An 18,687-nucleotide genomic window follows, 5' to 3' on the forward strand; every position below is an offset into this window, starting at 1 on the left:
ACCTCGTTGCGGCCGAGATTGTAGATCAGCGTGTTCCAGTCCTGGTGGAACCCTTCCCGCGGATCCTCGTGCTCGTAGAGCGCCGTGCCGTCGAACCGGGCCAGGCCGAACACGTCAGTCGGGAAATGCGCGGGCACCCAGTCCAGGATCACACCGATATTCGCCGCATGACAGCGGTCGACAAAGGCGGCGAAGTCCTCTGGCGTGCCGTAGCGGCCGGTCGGAGCGAACAGGCCCAGCGGCTGGTAGCCCCAGGACCCGCCGAACGGGTGCTCCATGATCGGCAGGAGCTCGACATGGGTGAAGCCCATCTCGGCCACATACGGGATCAGCCGCTCGGAGAGCTCCGACCAGTCCAGGCTGCGGTTGCCGTCTTTGGCATCGCGCATCCAGGAACCGGCATGGACCTCGTAGATCGAGATCGGCGCGGCACCACCCTGTCGTTCCGCCCGCTCTGCCAGCCAGCGCTCGTCCGTCCAGCGGAACGGCTCGGAGCGGGCGACGATCGAGGCCGTGCCGGGTGCCGCCTCGGCGGCACGGGCGACCGGATCGGCCTTTTGCGGCAGGAGCTGGCCCGATGGCCCCAGCAGCTCGTATTTGTAGCGGTCGCCCGGCCCGAGCCGCGGGATGAATAGCTCCCAAACCCCGGCCTCCTGGCGCAGGCGCATCGGGTGGCGCCGCCCGTCCCAGGCATTGAAGTCGCCCACCACCGAGACGCGCTTGGCATTCGGCGCCCAGACGGCGAAGCGCACGCCCGGCACGCCGTGGCAGGTCATGGCCGTGGCACCCAGCACATGGCTCAGCCGGTAATGGGTGCCCTGGGCGATCAGGTGCAAGTCGAGCTCGCCCAGCAGCAGGCCGAAGCTGTAGGGATCTTCGGTCTCCTGGATCGCTTCCGGCCAGTGAATCCGGAAGCGGTAGGCGGCGAACCGCTCGACATGCCCGGCGAACAGACCGGCCGGATGGACCGGCTCCAGGAAGGCCAGCCGCTCGCCAGTCTCCCGGGACAGGAGCTCGACCGCGGAAGCGCCCGGCAGGAAGGCGCGCACGATGCCGCCCTCGCCATGCGGATGCGGCCCCAGGATCGCGAACGGGTCGCCGTACCGACCTTCCACCAGCGCCTGCACCGCTGCCGGATCGACGCCGGCCAGAAGGGATTCCTGCGCCGCCATCATGCCACCTCGCCGGTGCCGCTGTCCGTGAGGCGGTCGGCGATGGCGGCCAGCCCGCGCAGCGGGATGCCCAGCCATCTCGGCCGGTTGGCCGCTTCGTACTGCACTTCGTAAGCCGCCTTTTCCAGGAGGAACAGATCGAGCAGCGGGCCGCGCCGCTCCGCCGAGAGGCCGAGCTGGGGAGCTGCCTCGATCGCCTCGACATAGCTGGTGAGGAAGGCCCGCTCCGCGCCCTGGCGGAACTGGTCGACCAGCCGGAGCCGCGCTTCCTGCAGCTGCGGCGTCGCTACCTCCTCGTCCGGTGGCACTGCCGACACCGCCGCATAGTCGAGCGAGCGGAGCAGGCCGGCGACGTCGCGCAACGGACTGGTGATGGCGCGGCGCTCCGCCAGCGGCCGGGCGGGCTCGCCCTCGAAGTCGATGATGTACGCGTCGCCATGCGCCACCAGGACCTGGCCCAGGTGGAAGTCGCCATGGATGCGGGTCATCAGGGCCTCCCTGCCGGTCTCGGCCAGGCGATCGACCGCCGCCAGCAGCGGCTCGCGCATGGTGAGCAGCCGGTCGGCGAGAACGACTAGGTCGGGTTCCAGATCGGCCCGCGCACGCTCGAGGACCGTGAACGCCGTGGCGAGCTGGGCTGAGGCACGGGACCGCCAGCCATCCAGTGCGGCAGTGTCGGCTGGCTCCGGGGCGAAGGACGGGTCGTCGCTGGCTGTCGCCAGCACCGCGTGTAGCTCGCCCAAGCGGCGGCCGACGATGCCCACGAAATTGTCCAGCGTGGTGAACACCTCCTCGTCGTCGCCGTGCCCGTTCGCCTCCATCAGGGCATGCTCGTCGATCGTGCGCTTCAGGTTGTCCAACAGCCAGTGCCAGGCGTCGCCCTGGTTGCGGATGGCACCCTGGACGATCGCCAGCGTGTGCGGCGTGCCGTCCTCACCCACTCGCAGCACCTCGCCCAGCAGGGGCGAGGAGTTAGCATAGCCTGCGGCCGTGAGATGGCGGGTCATCTCGGCCTCGGGATGGATGCCCGGATAGACCCGGCGCACCAGCTTGATCATGGCGAAGTCGCCGATGATCAGCGAGCTGTTGGACTGCTCGGCGGACAGCCAGCGGATCGGCGCGTCCTCGCCCAGCTCGCTGCAGTCGAGGTCGGGTGCGCCCACGAAGTCGATGCGGCCCTCGGGCGTGGCGATCTGGGTGCCGTCGCACAAGGCGCGCAGGAGCCCCTGCGCCCAGCGATCGATCGCGAAGCCGTCGGTGAGGAAGCCCACCCGCCGGCCGCGGCGCACCCGGGCGAGTGCCAGTTGCTGCGGCAGCGGGGTCATCGTCCCGCCGTCCCAGGCGATGCCGAGCGGCAGGAAGTAGCGCTCCGTGCGCTCTCCGAGCGTCGCCTCGATCTCGCCCAGCACCACGTCCTCGGCGAACGGCATGGCGACCGACCAAGCGACCCGGGCGGCGGTCAGCCGCTCGTTCTTGGCGGCGAACCAGCGGCGCAGCGGCAGATAGGTCGGCAGGATATCCTTTGCGATCATGCCCGCGTTGCGCGGCTCCATGATCTCGCCCAGCGAGTGGCGGAGCACGATCGTCTCGAACTCGGGCAGCTGCTCGGGCGGGGTCATCCGCCATTGCGGGCTGTCCGCCTCCGGCATGAGCTGGAAGCCGAAGAAGCCATAGGGCGGCAGGGTCAGCAGATAGGTGAGCTGGCCGATCGGCGGGAAAGCGGTGGGGCCGGTCAGCTCGAGCGGGACGGAGCCAGCGTAAGCCGACAGGTCGAGCTCCACCGCCTGGGGTGCCCGCGACAGGTTGGCGACGCACAGGATAGTGTCGCCGTCCAGCTCGCGCAGATAGGCCAGGACCTTGCGGTTGGCCGGGTAGAGCAGCCGGAAGCTGCCGCGGCCCATCGCGGGATGGCTGCGGCGCAGGGTGAGCGCCCGGCGCATCCAGTTCAGCAGGGAATGCTGGTCGCGGCTCTGCGCCTCGACATTCACCGTCTCATAGCCATACAGCGGGTCCATGATTGGCGGCAGGACCAGCCCGGCGGGGTCGGCGCGGGAGAAGCCGCCGTTGCGGTCGGGCGACCACTGCATGGGCGTGCGCACCCCATCACGATCGCCCAGATAGATGTTGTCGCCCATGCCGATCTCGTCGCCGTAATAGATGACCGGCGTGCCCGGCATCGACAGGAGCAGGGCGTTCATCAGCTCGATGCGCCGGCGGTCGCGCTGCATGAGCGGGGCGAGCCGGCGGCGGATGCCGAGATTGATGCGCGCGCGCTTGTCGGCGGCATAGGTGTTCCAGAGATAGTCCCGCTCCTCGTCGGTCACCATCTCGAGGGTCAGCTCGTCATGGTTGCGCAGGAAGATCGCCCACTGACAGTTGCTCGGGATCTCCGGGGTCTGGCGCAGGATGTCAGTGATCGGGAAGCGGTCTTCCTTGGCGATCGCCATGTACATCCTCGGCATCAGCGGGAAGTGGAACGCCATGTGGCATTCGTCGCCGTCACCAAAATATTGCTGGGTGTCTTCCGGCCACTGGTTGGCCTCGGCCAGCAGCATCCGGTCCGGATACTCCTTGTCCAGGGCAGCGCGGATCTTCTTCAGGACCGCGTGGGTCTCGGGCAGGTTCTCGTTGATCGTTCCTTCCCGCTCAACCAGATAGGGGATCGCGTCCAGGCGCAGCCCGTCGATCCCCATGTCCAGCCAGTAGCGCATCACGCTCAGGACCTCTTCGAGCACTTGCGGGTTGTCGAAGTTCAGGTCCGGCTGGTGTGAATAGAAGCGGTGCCAGAAATAGGCACCTGCCACCGGGTCCCAGGTCCAGTTCGACTTCTCCGTGTCGATGAAGATGATCCTGGTCTCGGGGTACTTCTGGTCAGTGTCCGACCAAACATAGAAGTCGCGCTCAGGCGACCCAGGCGGGGCGCGTCGGGCGCGCTGGAACCAGGGATGCTCGTCGGAGGTGTGGTTGATCACCAGCTCGGTGATCACCCGCAGGCCGCGGGCATGGGCCTCCTGCACGAAGGCCTTGAATTCGTCCAGCGTGCCGTAATCGGGGCTGACGCCGCGGTAGTCGGCGATGTCGTAGCCGTCGTCACGCCTGGGTGACGGGTAGAACGGCAGGAGCCAGATCGTGTTGACGCCCAAGGAAGCGATGTAGTCGAGCTTCTGCATCAGACCCGCGAAGTCGCCGATCCCGTCATTGTTGGAATCGAAGAACGACTTCACGTGGAGCTGGTAGATGATCGCGTCCTTGTACCAGAGCGGGTCGCCGCGCATGCCGGAGGCGATGTCCGAGTTCCCCTCGGGCGGCGGCGCTGCCTCCTGCTCCAGGATGGACGCTTCGTTCTTCTCAAGCATCGTTCTTCAGCCCCTTGCCGCCACGCGCCAGATCGAGAAGGGCATTTCGCCCGGGTCGCAGCGGATCCGCTGGTGCTTGCCGGTCCAGGTGAACGTCTGTCCGCGCATCAGGTCCTCCACCTCCAGCGTGCCGTGGTCGGGCAGCCCGAACTTCCACAACGGCAGCTCGACATCGGCCTCCTGGGCGTGGTGCGGGTCCAGCCCAACCGCGATCAGCAGGACGTTCTCCCGGCCGGGTGTAGCCTTCTCGTAGAACAGGACCTGGTCGTTCCACGCCTGGAGGAAGCTGATGCCCAGATGGCTGTGCAGGGCGGGGTTGGTCCGGCGGATCCGGTTGAGCTGGCGGATCTCGGCGATGATGTTGCCCGGCCGGTCCCAGTCCCAGGCGCGGATCTGGTACTTCTCGCTGTCCGCATATTCCTTCTTCTTGGCATCCGGCCGGCCCTCGCACAGCTCGAAGCCGTTATACATGCCCCACAGCCCGGACAGCGTGGTCGCCAGCGCCGCCCGGATCAGGTAGGCCGAGCGCGGCGCGTTCTGGAGGAAGTCCGGGTTGATGTCCGGCGTGTTCACGAAGAAATGCGGCCGGAAGAAGTCCTTGGGTGCAGTCTGGGTGAGCTCGGTCAGGTATTCGGTCAGCTCCCACTTGGTGTTGCGCCAGGTGAAGTAGGTGTAGGACTGGGAGAAGCCGATCTTGGCCAGCCGGTACATGACCTTGGGCCGGGTGAAGGCCTCAGCCAGGAACACCACGTCCGGATGGTCGCGGCGCACGTCCGCGATCAGCCATTCCCAGAACGGGAAGGGCTTGGTGTGCGGGTTGTCGATCCGGAACAGCTTCACCCCCTGCTCCACCCAGAGCAGGATCACGTCGCGCAGTTCCACCCAGAGCGAGGGCATGGCACCCTTGGCGTAGAAGTCGACGTTGACGATGTCCTCGTATTTCTTGGGTGGGTTCTCCGCGTACTTGATCGTCCCGTCCGGCCGCCAGTCGAACCAGTCCGGATGCTGCTTGAGCCAGGGATGGTCGGGCGAGGCCTGGATCGCGATGTCGAGCGCCACCTCCATGCCATGCTCGGCCGCGGCCGCGACCAGACGCCGGAAGTCCTCGAACGTGCCGAGCTCCGGATGGATCGCGTCGTGCCCGCCTTCCTCCGCACCGATGGCGTACGGGCTGCCCGGATCGTCCGGCCCCGCCGTCAGGCTGTTGTTCTTGCCCTTGCGGTGGGTGCGGCCGATCGGGTGGATCGGCGGCATGTAGAGCACGTCGAAGCCCAGGTCCCGGATCCAGGGCAGGCGGCGGATCACGTCGTCGAACGTGCCGTGCCGGTTCGGGTCGCCGCTCTGCGAGCGCGGGAACAATTCGTACCAGCTCGCGAATTCAGTGCCGGTGCGCTCGGAATCCACCGCGTAGCTACGCGAGCGCACCCTGAACTGCCGGCGGTCCGCCCGGGTCATCACGTCAACCGCCTCGTTGCCCATCAGGATCGCCAGACGGCTGTCATAGTCCGCACGCGCCAGCCGCTCGGCCAGCCCCCGGATCTCACCCGCGATTCCGCCTTCCGCCCCGTCCAGCGCCGCCTCCACCAGGAGCCGGCCTTCCTCCAGCTCCAGGGTCACGTCCAGCCCGGCGGCGTGCTTCTTTTCCAGCTCGTAGCGGAAGATGGCGAACGGATCGCGCCAAGCCTCCACTGCGAACTCGTAGCGGCCGACCCGCTCCAGCGGGAAGCTCGCTGTCCAGCGGTCGTTCACGACCAGCGTCATGCGCACTTCCTGCCATTCCGCTTGGTCGAGCGGCCGCCACAATAGCGCGGCTTGGAGCACGTCGTGCCCGTCGCCGAAGATGTCGGCCTCCACCTCGACGGTCCGGCCGACGATGCGCTTGGCCGGGAAGGCGCCGTCGTCCACCGCGGGCGTGACCTTCTCGATGATCAGGCGCGGCGATGCCACCGCGGCCTGGACGTCCGGCACCTCTACAACGCCGCGGATCATGTCGCTGGCCCGGCCGGTCAGGACCCGCGCCTCACCCGGCTCCAGCAGGATGCTCTCGCCGGGCGACAGCTCCAGGCCCGCCTCGTCCGCGCGGAACGGGAAGAACCTGGCACCGGCATCGGTGGCGATGATGTCGGCATCCGCGGGCGTGGCCCGGGCCAAATCGACATTGGCCAGCAGCAGCCAAGCCCGTCCAGCCTGGCGGGCATCGGCGGCATCGGTGCGCAGGATCGCGGTGAACGGTGCGGTGTCGTCGCGGGTCATCAGCAGCGGGTGGCCGCGCAGGGCGGCCCCTGCCTCGGCCACCAGCCGGTTGGCCGCCTGCACCTCACCCACCAGGTCCAAATTGCCCTGCTCGCGCAGGCCAGGAAGGCCCCGTCCGTCGCCGCCGGCCGGATCCAGCCGCACGCGGCTGCCGAACTCGAAGCCCATCGGCACCAGCAGCCCGTCGCCTAAGGCGGCGGCCAGCCGCAGCGCCCGCACGGCGCGGCGGTGCAGCACGAGGTCGGGCTCCACCTCGTGGGTCACGCGCTTGTCGAACGGCGCTTCCGGGAACCCGATATCATCGCCGATCGCCCGGTGCAGCTCGTGCTCGTCCACCAGCCAACTGTCGCGCAGGTTCCACCAGCACAAGGACGAGAAGGCGCCATCGAATCCGGCGGGCTTCAACACGCTGCGTGCGCCAAAGTTGGTGCCAGGTGTCCAGGCGAGAAAGCGCGTGTCCTGGCCGGCAGCGCGGCCGGCTTCGACCAGCCGGCGCAGGCCCGCCTCGGGCACTCGGTCCCAGTGCAGGCAGCGAAAGCCGCCGATACCGGCCTGGACGAGGCGGGCGAGCCGCTCGGCCAGCATGCCGAGAAAGGGATGCTGCTGCGGATCGTCGTTGAAGAACAGGAGCAGGCCTTCGCGCTCGGCCGGATCGCGGCGCGGGTCGAGCACGTCGGCACCGGCAGCGGCGAGGCCGGAATCGATGGCGAACCGGCTGTCGCGCGCCACCCGGTCCACGACAAGGTCGACCATCAGCCGCAGGCCGCGCTGACGCGCCTCGCTGGCTAGCCTTGCCAGCGCCTCGTCCGCATTGCCGCCGCCCAGCGCCGGGTGGAGCTCGTCCATGTCCTTCGGCAGGAACACGCTCTGGCCGTGGCCGGGCAGGAAAGGCGGTGCGGTCAGTACCGTGTCGAAGCCCAGCTCCGCCGCGTGATCGAGCAGCTCGTTCCAGCGATCGAGCGGCCCGGCCACGAGTGGGTGGACATAATAGATCCGCGGCGTGCCTGTCGCCTGCGCGGATGACGTGACCTGGGCATCGAGAAGAAGATCGTCTGCTGCTGACACGATAGTGTCCTGTCGCTGTTCGGTCCGATCCATCGGTGGCGCCATGATGGCCGGTCGCCACCGAGAAGCGAACGTCCGGCCCTGCGGGTTCCACACCGAGCAACCGTATCCGGACAGATTTGTTCCGGGCAGAGGGGTCAGGCGGTCAATCCGTCGGGCGGCAGCCGGCCGATCTCGACCGCGTGCTGGGCCTCGTGGAGCTGCTGGTAGATCCCGCCAGCCCCCACCAGCTCGGCGTGCCGCCCCTGTTCCGCGATCCCGGCCTCGGTCATCACCACGATCCGGTCGGCGTTGCGGATGGTGGACAGCCGGTGCGCGATCACGAGCGTGGTCCGCCCCAGCGACAATTCGTGCAGGGAGCGCTGGATCGCCTGCTCGGTCGCAGTGTCCAGCGCCGAGGTCGCCTCGTCCAGGATCAGGATCGGCGGGTCCTTCAGGAAGATCCGGGCGATCGCCAGGCGCTGCTTCTGGCCGCCGGACAGCTTCACGCCCCGCTCGCCCACCACCGTGTCCAGCCCGTCCGGCAGTGCGGCAATCAGTCCTTCCAGCCGTGCCCGGCGCACGGCCGTCAGGATCTCCGCCTCGCTCGCGTCCAGCCGGCCATAGGCGATGTTCTCGCGGATGGTGCCGGCGAACAGGAACACGTCCTGCTGCACGATGCCGATCTGCCGGCGCAGCGATTCCAGGGTCAGGTCGCGAATGTCGATGCCGTCGATCGTGATCCGCCCGGCATCGACGTCGTAGAAGCGAGGCACCAGCGAGCAAAGCGTGGTCTTGCCGGCACCCGAGGGCCCCACGAACGCAACGGTCTCGCCGGCCCCGATCGAGAGCGAGATGTCGCGCAGCACTGGCCGCGCCGTCCCGTAGCCGAAGGTGACGTGCTCGAGGCGGATCTCGCCTGCCAGCGACGGTGCCGGCACGGCATCCGGCCGGTCGGCGATGTCGGGCTCCGTGGCCAGCAGCTCCGAATAGCGGCGAAAGCCGGCGATCCCCTTGGGATAGGTCTCGATCACCGCGGTGATCTTGTCGAGCGGGCGGTAGAACACGCCGATCAGCAGGAGGAAGCCGACGAAGCCGCCGACCGACAGCCCGCCGGTCACCACGAAATAGGTCCCTGCCAGCATCACCACGAGCTGGACCAAGCGCATGCCCAGATAGTTGATGGTCATGCTGGCCGACATGATCCTGTAGGCCTCGAGCTTGGTCCGGCGGTAGAGCGCGTTGTCCTTGGCGAACAGCCGGCGCTCGTGCTCCTCGTTGGCAAACGCCTGGACTACCCGCATGCCGCCGATATTCTCCTCGATCCGCGCGTTGAAGGCGCCGACCCGGCCGAACTGGGCGCGCCAGTTGCGGGTCATCCGCCCGCCATAATGGGCGGTCACGAACACGGCGAGCGGGATGATCAGGGCGGTCAGCAAGGCCAAAGGCGGATGGACCCAGACCATCAGCAAAAAGGCGCCGATGAAGGTCATGACCGCGATGAACAGGTCCTCCGGCCCGTGATGGGCGACCTCGCCGATCTCCTCCAGGTCCTTGGTCACCCGCGCCACCAGGTGCCCGGTCTTCTGGTTGTCGTAGAAGCGGAACGACAGCTTCTGCAGATGGTCGAAGGCCCGCCTGCGCATCTCGGTCTCGATGTTGATCCCGAGCACGTGGCCCCAATAGTTCACCACCGCCATCAGCCCGGTGTTGAGCAGGTAGATCAGCAGGAGGCCGGCGGCTGCCAGCAGGATCGGCAGCCATTGCTGGCCGGGCAGCAGCACGTCGACATAGAGCTTCACTGCGATCGGGAAGCCCAGCTCCAGCAGGCCGGACAGCACCGCGCAGCCGAAGTCGAGCATGAACAGCCGCCGGTGCGGACGGTAATAGGCGAAGAATTCTCGGAGCATGGTTCCTCAGGCGCGCGGGATGCCGCCATGGTGGTCCGATATAGCGCACGGAGCCGGCGCGCAGAGCCAGGCCCGGCGATGCTGCCGGCACCCCTGCCCGTCAACCCTGAACTTCGGCGCGGCCTGCCTGGTCGATCAGGTGGCGGGCGGTGAACAGGTCGAGATGGGCGCCGCCCGAGTTCTTGTAGACCGTGATGTCGTCCGGCGAGGTGCGGCCCGGATGCGCACCTTGGCAGAGCTGGAACAGGTCGGCCTCGATCGAATCGAGGCTGATCAGGCCTTGCGCGATCGGCTGGCCCAGATCGCCGCAGCGGTCGCACTCGGCAAAGGTGTCGACGAACAGCCGGCCGCGCCGGATCACGGCGTCGTCGGACTCGCGCATCTCGGGCAGGTAGGCACCGATCAGGTCGACATGGGTGCCAGGACGCAAGAGGTCGCCACGCACCAGCGGCGTGGTCGACATGGTCGCGGTGGCGATGATGTCGGCTTGGCCGGTCGCCAGCTCCAGGTCGGCCGCCACCTCCACCCGGACCGCGCCCAGATCCAGCCCGTCGGCCACGGCGCGGGCCCGCGCGGGCGTGCGGTTCCAGATCAGGACCCGGCGCAGCGACGGCCGCACGCTGGTATGCGCCAGTGCCACATGGGGAGCGAGCCCGCCGGCACCGACGACCAGCAGGGTCTCGGCATCGGCACGGGCCAGGCAGTCGACCCCCAGCGCCGAATCCGCCGCGGTCTTGCGGAAGGTCATGGCCGCACCGTCGGCGGCCAGCAGCGGGGCGCCGGTCCGCCCGTCGAACAGTGCCACCAGCCCCTGCACGGAGGGCTCCGGCACCGGCAAAGCGAGGTTGCCCGGGAACACGCCGACCAGCTTCACCGCGATCAGCTCGCCGGCCGCCCAGGCGGACAGGGCGACGAACCGGTCGGGCCCGCCCCCAGGCTCGGCCATGACCGTGCGGTGGGTATCCGGCATCCCGCCCCGGTGCGCCCGGCGCAGGGCCGCCACCAGCGAGGGATAGTCGAGCAGCCGGTGCACCTGTCCGGCGTCGAAGACCTGCATCGCGCGCTCCCCTGCCCGCTCCTGCACCGGGCTGCCGGCCGGAGCCTACCAGCCCATGCGGCGGTAGAGGTAGCGCTGGAAGGAGCGCATGTCGGCACAGCGCAGATGCCGGGCGGCCGCGACGTCGCCGGTCTCGATCGCCAGGCCCAGCTCGTCCTGCATGTGCAGGGTGAACTGCAGGAACTCCGGATCGTGCGGCTGGTCGACGCTCATGGCCAGCGCCAGGAACGGCGCATAGCGCAGGTGCAGGCGGTGGACGATGTCGATCAGGATGGGTGCCGCCGAGCCGTCCAGGAGCCGCCGGTTCCACTCCATCAGGCCCAGCACGGTCGGATGGAAGTCGATGCCGAACCGGGAGGAGCGCATCATCCTGGTCTTGGCGAACAGGGCGCGCGCCTCCTCGGGCACGTTCCGGGCCGCGAACCGCGCGGCAGCCTCGCCCTCGAGCAGCAGCCGCGTGGACCAGATCTCGTCGACGATCGGCCGCTCGATGGGCGGCACGCGGATGGAGCGCGACTGGGTCACCTCCAGCGCCGAGGCGGCCACCAGCCGGCCGACTGCCTCGCGCACCGGCTGCATGCTGGTCTGGAACGCCGTCGCCAGCTTGCGCAGGCTCACCTTGTCGCCGGGCAGGAGGTGGCCGGAGAGGATGCGCAGTTCCAGGTCGAGATAGACCTGCTGCCCGAGCGTGTTCTCGTCCCCAGGCGCGGCATCGGCCCGGTCGATGGTGGCGGGGGGGTGCCCGGCAGGCTGCAGAAGGGCAGTCATGAACGTCTTCGAGACCTCGTGCATGCTTTCGTCCAGCCAGGCTCGAGCAGGCCGGGCGACAGCATCGCGTCGCCCGGCACCGCCCGCAACCGGCCGGTGCCGGGCAGGACGCTCATGAAACGCGGCCGCAGCGTTTTCCGCCGCGGCCGCCGGAAGGCGGCGTCAGGACGCCTTGGCCAGTTCCGACATCTTCGGCGTCAGATCGTCGATCGCGGCGGCGAAGCGGTCCACCGCGAGGTCGCACTCGGCCTTAGTGATGCAGAGCGGGGGCGAGAAGGACACGACCTCGATGAACGGCAGCGCCCGGACCATCAGCCCGTGCTCCACCGCCTTGGACGCAACCAGGCGATGGACGTTGCTGCCGGCATGGAACGGGGTCCGCTTGGCACGGTCGGCGGTGAACTCCACGCCGATCATCAGGCCGGCACCACGCACCTCGCCCACGTAAGGATGCTCGGCCAACCGGGACTTCAGCCCGTCCAGCAGATAGGCGCCCACGGTGGCGGCATTGCCCACCATGTTCTCGTTCTCGAGGATCGCGATGTTCGCCAGGCCCACCGCAGCACCCACCGGATGGCCGGAATAGGTGAAGCCGTGCATCACCGGCCCGTATTCCGGCGAGGCCTGCTCCAGCACGTTCCAGATCCGCTCGGAGACCACCGAGGCGGAAACCGGGAAGTAGGCGCTGGTGATGCCCTTGGCGAGCGTCACGATGTCGGGCTTGAGCCCGTAGAACCCGGTGCCGAACCACTGGCCGAGGCGACCGAACCCGGTGATCACCTCGTCCGCGATCAGCAGGATGTCGTGCTTGTCCAGGAGCAGCTGGAGCTTGGCGAAATAGCCCTTCGGCGGCATCAGCACGCCGCCCGTGCCCATGATCGGCTCGGCGATGAAGGCGCCGATCGTCTCAGGTCCCTCCCGCTCGATGATCGCCGCGATCTCGGCGATCATCCGGTCGGTGAACGCCTCCTCGCTCTCGCCATCCTCGGCAAAGCGGAAATAGTGCGGGCAGCTCGTATGGATGACGCCGGTGTCCGGCAGGCTCCACGCCTTGTGGTAGGAGGGGATGCCGGTGAGCGTGGCGGCCGCGGCGGTCAGGCCGTGATAGGCGCCCTGCCGGGAGATGATCTTGCGCTTCTCGGGCGTGCCGCGCAGGTTCGCATAGTAGCGGACCAGCTTGTAGTTGGTGTCGTTCGCGTCCGAGCCGGAGGTGCCGAAGAACACCCGCTTGAGGTGCCGGGCATTGGCCTGCTCGTGGAACAGGTTCAGGACCTTGTCCGCCAGACGGATGGTCGCCTCGTTGGAGGCCGAGCCGAACAGGTGCCAGTAGTTGAGGTCGAGGATGGCCTGCTTGGCGGCCTCGGCGATCTCGGGCCGGCCATAGCCGATGTTCACGCACCACAGGCCGCCGGAGCAGTCGACCAGCTCGTTGCCGCTGTGATCACGGAGGCGGGCGCCCTTCGCCCCGTCCATGATCGCCGGCCCCTTGTCCATATGGGCGGCGATGGAGGTCAGCGGATGGAACAGGCTGTTCCGATCCATGTCTTCCAGGCTGTAGTTGGCGCGTTCGTCCAGCGCATCCAGCATCGATTCTTCCACTTTCTAAGGGATAGCGCGCTGGCGCTGCCACATCGCGCTGTGATCACAGTTGTGCCCGGTCTGGGCCTTGTGCGTCAACGCCAGTCCCGCCGCAGCCGCCTTCAGCTGCGGTCGAGCTTGACGAACAGGAACCAGAAGAACACGCCCATGACCGGCAGGGTGACCACCAGGATGATGGTCGCCAGCGAGAAGATGATCGGCACCTGGGACTGCTGCGAGGCGGCCATCGCCCAGTTGTAGATCGGCATGGTCGTCTCGACGCCGCGCAGGAACAAGGAGCGCAGCAGCTCGTTGAACGACAGGAGGAAGCCGAACACGCCGGCACCGAACACGCCCGGCCGCAGGATCGGCATCTCGATGTCCCAGAAGCGCCGCCACGGCGTGGCGCCCAGGTCCTCGGCCGCTTCCAGCAGGCGCAGGTCGAACCGGCTGGCGATCACCAGGACCAGCAGCAGCGCGAACGGCAGCGCCCAGACGAGCTGAGCCAGGAAGATCGACCAGTAGCCCATCTTCAGCCCGAGCATGGTGCGCAGGAAAATGAACAGGGCGGCGCCCATGGTCAGGCCCGGCACGAACAGGGGCAGAAGCGTCAGGAGCAGGACGCCGCCCGGCCGGCGCATCCGGGTGATCGAGCGGCCGACCATGGTGGCGATCACCATGCAGACGATCGCCACCAGCGTGCTCATCACCAGGCTGACCTGCAGGGGCGGGATCCAGCGGGAATCGGCCGCCAGTGCCGCGTAGTTGGCCGTGGTGAGCGGATAGGGGATGCCGGAGAGGGGGCTTTGCGAGATCGACATGACTGCCAGCCAGACCAGCGGCACGTAGATCATGGCGATCGCGAAGAAGCCCAGCCACTTGGCGGTGGTGGGCCAGCCCTTCCAGCGGCTGACCCGGCGCCAGAACCGGCTGCTGTCGGCCAGCTGGCGCTCGTCGATCAGCGCCAGGGTGGGCAGGTCGGAGGTTCCGATCATCGGCGGATCGCCTGGAACATGGTGGACATGTCGAAGCGCTTTCGGGTGATCAGGATCAGCGCCGCGAGGCAGACGCCGAGCAGCGCCACCACTATGGTCGAGAGGGCTGCGGCGGTCGGGTATTTCAGCTCCTGGAGTGCCGAGTTCACCGAGTTGCCGAGCAGGTTCACGAAGCCGCCGCCCAGCATCTGCGGTTCGACGAATGCCGCCATCAGCGGCACCAGGGTGAACACCACGCCTGCGACCACGCCCGGCAGAGACATGGGCAGGATCACGTAGAGCAGGGTCTGGCCGGGGCTGGCGCCCAGGTCACTGCTCGCCTGGATATAGTCGTCGTCGATCAGCGACATGATCATGAAGATCGGGAACACCATGGTCGGGAAGTAGGACCCGAGCATGCCGAAATGGACGGCGAACTCCGAATAGAGCAGCCAGCTGATCGGCTCGTCCACGATGCCCATCGAGGTCAGCACGGTGTTGACGATGCCGTTGGTGCCCAGGATCGAGCGCCAGACGATGATCCGGGACGAGGTGTCCAGGAAGAAGGGGATGGTCAGGAGCGTGATGATGATGGCCTTGGCCGGCTTGGACTTGCAGCCCTTGGCCAGCCAGAGCGCGAACGGGAAGGCCAGGAGCAGCTCGATCAGCGTCATGGTGATCGCGATGCGCAGGGTGCGCACCGCCACGATCCAGCGACCCGAATCGATCACCGATTCCCAGGTGCCCAAGGTCGGCACGTACACGACCCGGTAGGACTTCACCTGGAGAAAGCTGAACAGGACGATGACCAGCAGCGGCAGGATGACCACCAGCGACCAGGTGATCAGGAAGGCCGGCACGGCGACGCCCGAGGGCGTCAGCCGGTCCAGCATCCGTCGGCTCCAGGCTCGTCTCGTCGGGATCGCGGCTGCCGCCATCCGTCATGCTCCCGTGATGTCAGCGACAGGCTGGCCGGCCCGGCGGCACCGGGCCGGCGCTCGGTTCAGGCGTTGAGGAAACGCTGCCACTCTTCTTCCATGACGTCCGCATTGGACGGCGTGGTCTTGCCCCAGAACGGCTTCTCGAACTTCCTCTCGACCTTCTCAGCCGTGTATCTCAGGAGGTCGACGTCCTCCTGCGGCCAGCCATGCTCGATGGCATACTCCACGCCCAGGTCCATGTTCGGCCCGGCATAGCCGCGCTCCTTGGCCTGATAGGCGCGGTACTCGCCGCCCAGGAAGTAGTTCAGGACCTTGTAGATGTTGTCGACATTGTCCCGGTCCATGGCCGCGGTCGCCACGTAGGCGCCGTGGCCCCACTTGTAGTAACCCTCGACGGTGAAGGCGTAGACCACCGTGCCCGGGCCAAGTGCCAGGTTCGCGTCGCGGGTCGCCGGCTCCCAACAGTTGATCATGTCGATCTCCTTGTTGGAGAGCAGCTGGACCTGCTCCTCGAACGCAGTGAAGATCGTGCGGAAATGGCCGGCCTGCTTGCGCTCGACCAGATAGTCGGCGACGGCGCGGGCCTCCTCCTGGGTGAGGTCAGCCGGGTCCTCGATCTCCGCCCGGCCGTGATGCTTGAGGAAGTTGGCGGTCTCGCTCATGGACTGCAGCCAGGAACGGTCGATCGCGACCCGGCCTTTGACCTGCTCGCCCTCGAAGAAGGTGGTCCAGGGGATCTCGTCCTGGCCGTTCGGGTTGGCGCCAATCACTTCCGGGAAGTAGCCGAACGCGTCGCCATTGCCGATCACCGGCACGCCCCACTGGGTATCGTCGGCCCGGATCAGGTCAGAGCGCTTCCAGGTGTCGGGCGTGCGCGCCCACAAGGTCAACTCGGGATGGTCCTCGACGATCGGGGCGTAGTAGCCTTCGGGGCCCAGCACGTCCTCGGTGCCGCCGTCGAAGATGAAGAAGTCGTGGGTGTCGCCCAGATCGTTCGACATCACGTCGCGCATGAACACGCCGATGTCGGCATTGGTCGGCGTGTAGTCCATGGTGACGCCGTTGGACTTGGTCATGATCGACCAGTCCTTCAGCTGGGCGGTCGTGACGCCGTAGCCCTTGACCGGGGCGCCGGCGGCCCAGGCCTGCTGGCTCATGCCGGGGAGCGCTGCCGGAAGCGTGGCGGCGGCCGCGGTCAGCGCGGAAAGGGAGAGCGCACTCTCCACGAAGTTGCGGCGTGACAGGCGCGGATCGAACTTCCCTTGCGTCATCGGCGTTTCCTTCCCCTCTAGTTGCTGAAGGCCCTGCTCGATCGGTGGAGGGCTCGGTTATCCGGCAGGGTGACCCGTGCCCATCAGGCGCTCATCACCATGCAATCCGCCTTCTTCCACCAGACGAAGCCCTGCTCCGCGGTGGACGAGGAGGAATCCCACAAGCGCACCTTGATCGGCCCCACCTCGGTGAGCACGGTCCGGTCCAGGTACTTGCCCTTGTAGATCGCGCTGTCGAGGCGCCCGGGCAGCACGTTCAGACCCGGGCCCTGCGGCGGCCGGTCGGCGATGTGCAGGCGCTCGGCGCGCATGCCGACCACGACCTTGTCGCCCACTGCAGGCCTGGTACGGCCCGACCAGGCGCCGGCCATCCGCTGCCCGTCGACCTCGACCAGGGCATCGTCGCCGTCCAGGCCGACCAGCGTCGCCTCCATCAGGTTCTCCACGCCCATGAAGCCGGCCACGAACCGGCTGACCGGGCGGTCGAAGATCTCGTGCGGCGTGCCGGCCTGCTCGATCCTGCCCTTGCGCATGAGGATGATGCGATCGCTCATCGTCAGCGCTTCTTCCTGGCTGTGGGTGATGTAGACGAAGGTCATGCCGAGCGACTTGTGGATCTCCATGAGCTCGACCTGCATGTCGACCCGCAGCTTCTCGTCCAGCGCACCCAAGGGCTCGTCGAGCAGGAGGATCGCCGGCCGGGGCACCAATGCCCGAGCCAGCGCCACGCGCTGGCGCTCGCCGCCGGAGAGCTGGTGGATGCGCCGGTCGTACTTGTCGGCCAGCCGCACCAGCTTCAGCGCGTCCTGCGCCCGCTGGCGGCGCTCGTCCGGCGGCACGCCGCGCACCCGCAGGCCGTACTCGACATTGGCGCCCACCGTCATATGCGGGAACAAAGCGTAGTTCTGGAACACCGTAGTGCAGTTGCGCGAGAACGCCGGTACCTCGCTGACATCCACCCCGTTCAGGCGCAAAGCACCGATCTTGTAGGGCTTCTCCAGGCCGGAGATCAGGCGGAGCAGCGTGGTCTTGCCCGAACCGCTCTCGCCCAGGATGGTCAGGAACTCGCCCGGCGCCGCGGTGACCGTCACATTGTCCAGCGCCACGACGTCGCCATAGGCATGCACCGCATCGATGACCTCCAGCATCGGCTGGACATTCCCTTGCCTGGCTGGACCCTCCCTGTCCGGCACGGCGCCCGCAGCCTGGCCTGCGGCCGGCGCCCGCTCCATGGTCGGGGTTGCAAGGGCTGACTGGCCATTCGGCATGCGGCACCTTTCAGCAGAGACCCGGACGCCCGAGAGCGTTCCTCCATACTCCGTGATCACAGCATGCAACCGCTGTGCCAGAGCATTCTTGTTTGACCTTCGTGCGGGGCAGTCGCCCGCGCCTCCCTGTCCGAAAAGCTATGCTGTGATCACATCTCAGGCAATCGCCTATTTGATCGGCGTCATGCGGCGCGCGAGGTGATGGCGACTGCCACGCCCAGGAGGCGGGCCGCGGTGGAGGAAGCGTTCTGCACCACCGCGCGCGCCACCGGCAGGGCGTCCACCAGAACCGCTTCCGGCCGCAGGCCGCGGGCATCGACATCATAGCACTGGCCGGCCGCATCTGGTTCGGCGAGCTGCCAGGCCACCGTCCGCCCGTCCGCGCCGGCATTGCCGGCGATCTGGCCAAGCGGCGCTGCCAGGGCCGTGGCGAAGATCCGCGCCGCCATCCGCTCCAGCGGGTCGTCCGCGCAGACCTCCAGGCAGCGCTGGCCGGCCCGCAGATAGGCAACGCTGCCGCCCAGGAGCACGCCGCCTGAGCAGGCGGCCTGCACCGCCGCAGAGGCGGCCTTGGCCTGGCGCTGCCGTACCGCGATGTCGCTCTCGGTGATCCCGCCGATCCGCAGCGTGGCGATGCCGGCCTCCAGCCTAGCGAGGCGGCGCTGATGCTGCTCGCGGTCGAAGGCCAGGTGCCGTTCCCGCGCGATCGCCTGGCGGATCTCGTTGGCGCGGATCCGGACCATCGTGGGATCGCCCTTGCCGCCGGTAATCGTGGTGCCGTTACGGGTGATCCGGATCCTCTCGGCCTGGCCGGCCATGTGCGGCCGCAGCTTCTCCAGCCGGGTACCCATCTGCTCGCCGATCACCATGCCCCCGGTGGCGATCGCCAGATCCTCCAGCATGAGCTGCCGCCAGATGCCGGTCCCGGGCGCCTTGATTGCCGCGACCTTGAAACCGGCGTGCTGGCGGTTGACCACCAGCGTGCTGAGCGCATTGCCGCCCACACTGTCGGCGACCAGCACCAGCCCGCGGTCGGCCTTGGCGATCATCTCCAGCACCGGCAGGATCGGCCCGAGCTCGTTTAGCGCGCCCAGA

The 18,687-nt window shown here is 67.9% G+C and carries 12 protein-coding genes; all 12 read right to left on the reverse strand.

The genetic code is table 11. From position 1 onward, the window contains the following. A partial coding sequence (locus EQG76_RS19080) for a GlgB N-terminal domain-containing protein (RefSeq protein WP_255476568.1) occupies positions 1-1,175 on the reverse strand: 1,175 nt, incomplete at its 3' end. Further along, positions 1,172-4,447, reverse strand: coding sequence for a maltose alpha-D-glucosyltransferase (treS, locus tag EQG76_RS19085; RefSeq protein ID WP_159715960.1), 3,276 nt, complete (start codon positions 4,445-4,447; stop codon positions 1,172-1,174). The genes treS and EQG76_RS19080, both read right to left, overlap by 4 nt. An 87-nt stretch (positions 4,448-4,534) precedes the next feature. Further along, complete coding sequence (locus tag EQG76_RS19090) at positions 4,535-7,753, reverse strand: maltotransferase domain-containing protein (protein ID WP_407925553.1); 3,219 nt, start codon at positions 7,751-7,753, stop codon at positions 4,535-4,537. A gap of 230 nt (positions 7,754-7,983) precedes the next feature. Further along, positions 7,984-9,735: an ABC transporter ATP-binding protein gene (locus tag EQG76_RS19095; RefSeq protein WP_159715953.1), complete on the reverse strand. Its 1,752-nt coding sequence runs from the start codon at positions 9,733-9,735 to the stop codon at positions 7,984-7,986. A gap of 100 nt (positions 9,736-9,835) precedes the next feature. After that, positions 9,836-10,792, reverse strand: a complete 957-nt coding sequence (locus tag EQG76_RS19100) for an ornithine cyclodeaminase (RefSeq protein ID WP_159715954.1) — start codon at positions 10,790-10,792, stop codon at positions 9,836-9,838. Between the two features lie 45 nt (positions 10,793-10,837). Beyond that, a complete protein-coding gene (locus EQG76_RS19105; RefSeq protein ID WP_159715955.1) occupies positions 10,838-11,584 on the reverse strand; it encodes a GntR family transcriptional regulator in 747 nt (248 codons plus the stop codon). A 138-nt stretch (positions 11,585-11,722) separates the two neighbouring features. Beyond that, positions 11,723-13,147: an aminotransferase gene (locus tag EQG76_RS19110; RefSeq protein ID WP_159715956.1), complete on the reverse strand. Its 1,425-nt coding sequence runs from the start codon at positions 13,145-13,147 to the stop codon at positions 11,723-11,725. Positions 13,148-13,260: 113 nt separating this feature from the next. Further along, positions 13,261-14,133 (reverse strand): ABC transporter permease, encoded by an 873-nt coding sequence (locus EQG76_RS19115; protein ID WP_159715957.1) that lies wholly within the window; start codon positions 14,131-14,133, stop codon positions 13,261-13,263. Next, a complete protein-coding gene (locus tag EQG76_RS19120) occupies positions 14,130-15,005 on the reverse strand; it encodes an ABC transporter permease (protein WP_159715958.1) in 876 nt (291 codons plus the stop codon). Before EQG76_RS19120 ends, EQG76_RS19115 begins: the two co-directional genes overlap by 4 nt. Before the next feature lie 110 nt (positions 15,006-15,115). After that, positions 15,116-16,324: a type 2 periplasmic-binding domain-containing protein gene (locus EQG76_RS19125; RefSeq protein WP_159715959.1), complete on the reverse strand. Its 1,209-nt coding sequence runs from the start codon at positions 16,322-16,324 to the stop codon at positions 15,116-15,118. Between the two features lie 83 nt (positions 16,325-16,407). After that, positions 16,408-17,472: an ABC transporter ATP-binding protein gene (locus tag EQG76_RS19130; RefSeq protein ID WP_200840939.1), complete on the reverse strand. Its 1,065-nt coding sequence runs from the start codon at positions 17,470-17,472 to the stop codon at positions 16,408-16,410. A 302-nt stretch (positions 17,473-17,774) separates the two neighbouring features. Beyond that, positions 17,775-18,687: TCP-1/cpn60 chaperonin family protein (locus tag EQG76_RS19135; protein WP_321573487.1), on the reverse strand; the 913-nt coding region annotated here is incomplete at its 5' end.

It is taken from the genome of Geminicoccus flavidas (assembly GCF_009806515.1).
Taxonomy (GTDB): Bacteria; Pseudomonadota; Alphaproteobacteria; order Geminicoccales; family Geminicoccaceae; genus Geminicoccus; species Geminicoccus flavidus.

What these genes read in the sequence shown, in the direction of transcription:
- EQG76_RS19130 (WP_200840939.1), bottom strand. Translation starts at nt 17,472, where the DNA reads ATGCTGGAGGTCATCGATGCGGTGCATGCCTATGGCGACGTCGTGGCG.
- EQG76_RS19105 (WP_159715955.1), bottom strand. Translation starts at nt 11,584, where the DNA reads ATGCACGAGGTCTCGAAGACGTTCATGACTGCCCTTCTGCAGCCTGCC.
- EQG76_RS19110 (WP_159715956.1), bottom strand. Translation starts at nt 13,147, where the DNA reads ATGCTGGATGCGCTGGACGAACGCGCCAACTACAGCCTGGAAGACATG.
- EQG76_RS19120 (WP_159715958.1), bottom strand. Translation starts at nt 15,005, where the DNA reads ATGCTGGACCGGCTGACGCCCTCGGGCGTCGCCGTGCCGGCCTTCCTG.
- EQG76_RS19115 (WP_159715957.1), bottom strand. Translation starts at nt 14,133, where the DNA reads ATGATCGGAACCTCCGACCTGCCCACCCTGGCGCTGATCGACGAGCGC.
- treS (WP_159715960.1), bottom strand. Translation starts at nt 4,447, where the DNA reads ATGCGCGGCGACCCGCTCTGGTACAAGGACGCGATCATCTACCAGCTC.
- EQG76_RS19100 (WP_159715954.1), bottom strand. Translation starts at nt 10,792, where the DNA reads ATGCAGGTCTTCGACGCCGGACAGGTGCACCGGCTGCTCGACTATCCC.
- EQG76_RS19095 (WP_159715953.1), bottom strand. Translation starts at nt 9,735, where the DNA reads ATGCTCCGAGAATTCTTCGCCTATTACCGTCCGCACCGGCGGCTGTTC.
- EQG76_RS19125 (WP_159715959.1), bottom strand. Translation starts at nt 16,324, where the DNA reads ATGACGCAAGGGAAGTTCGATCCGCGCCTGTCACGCCGCAACTTCGTG.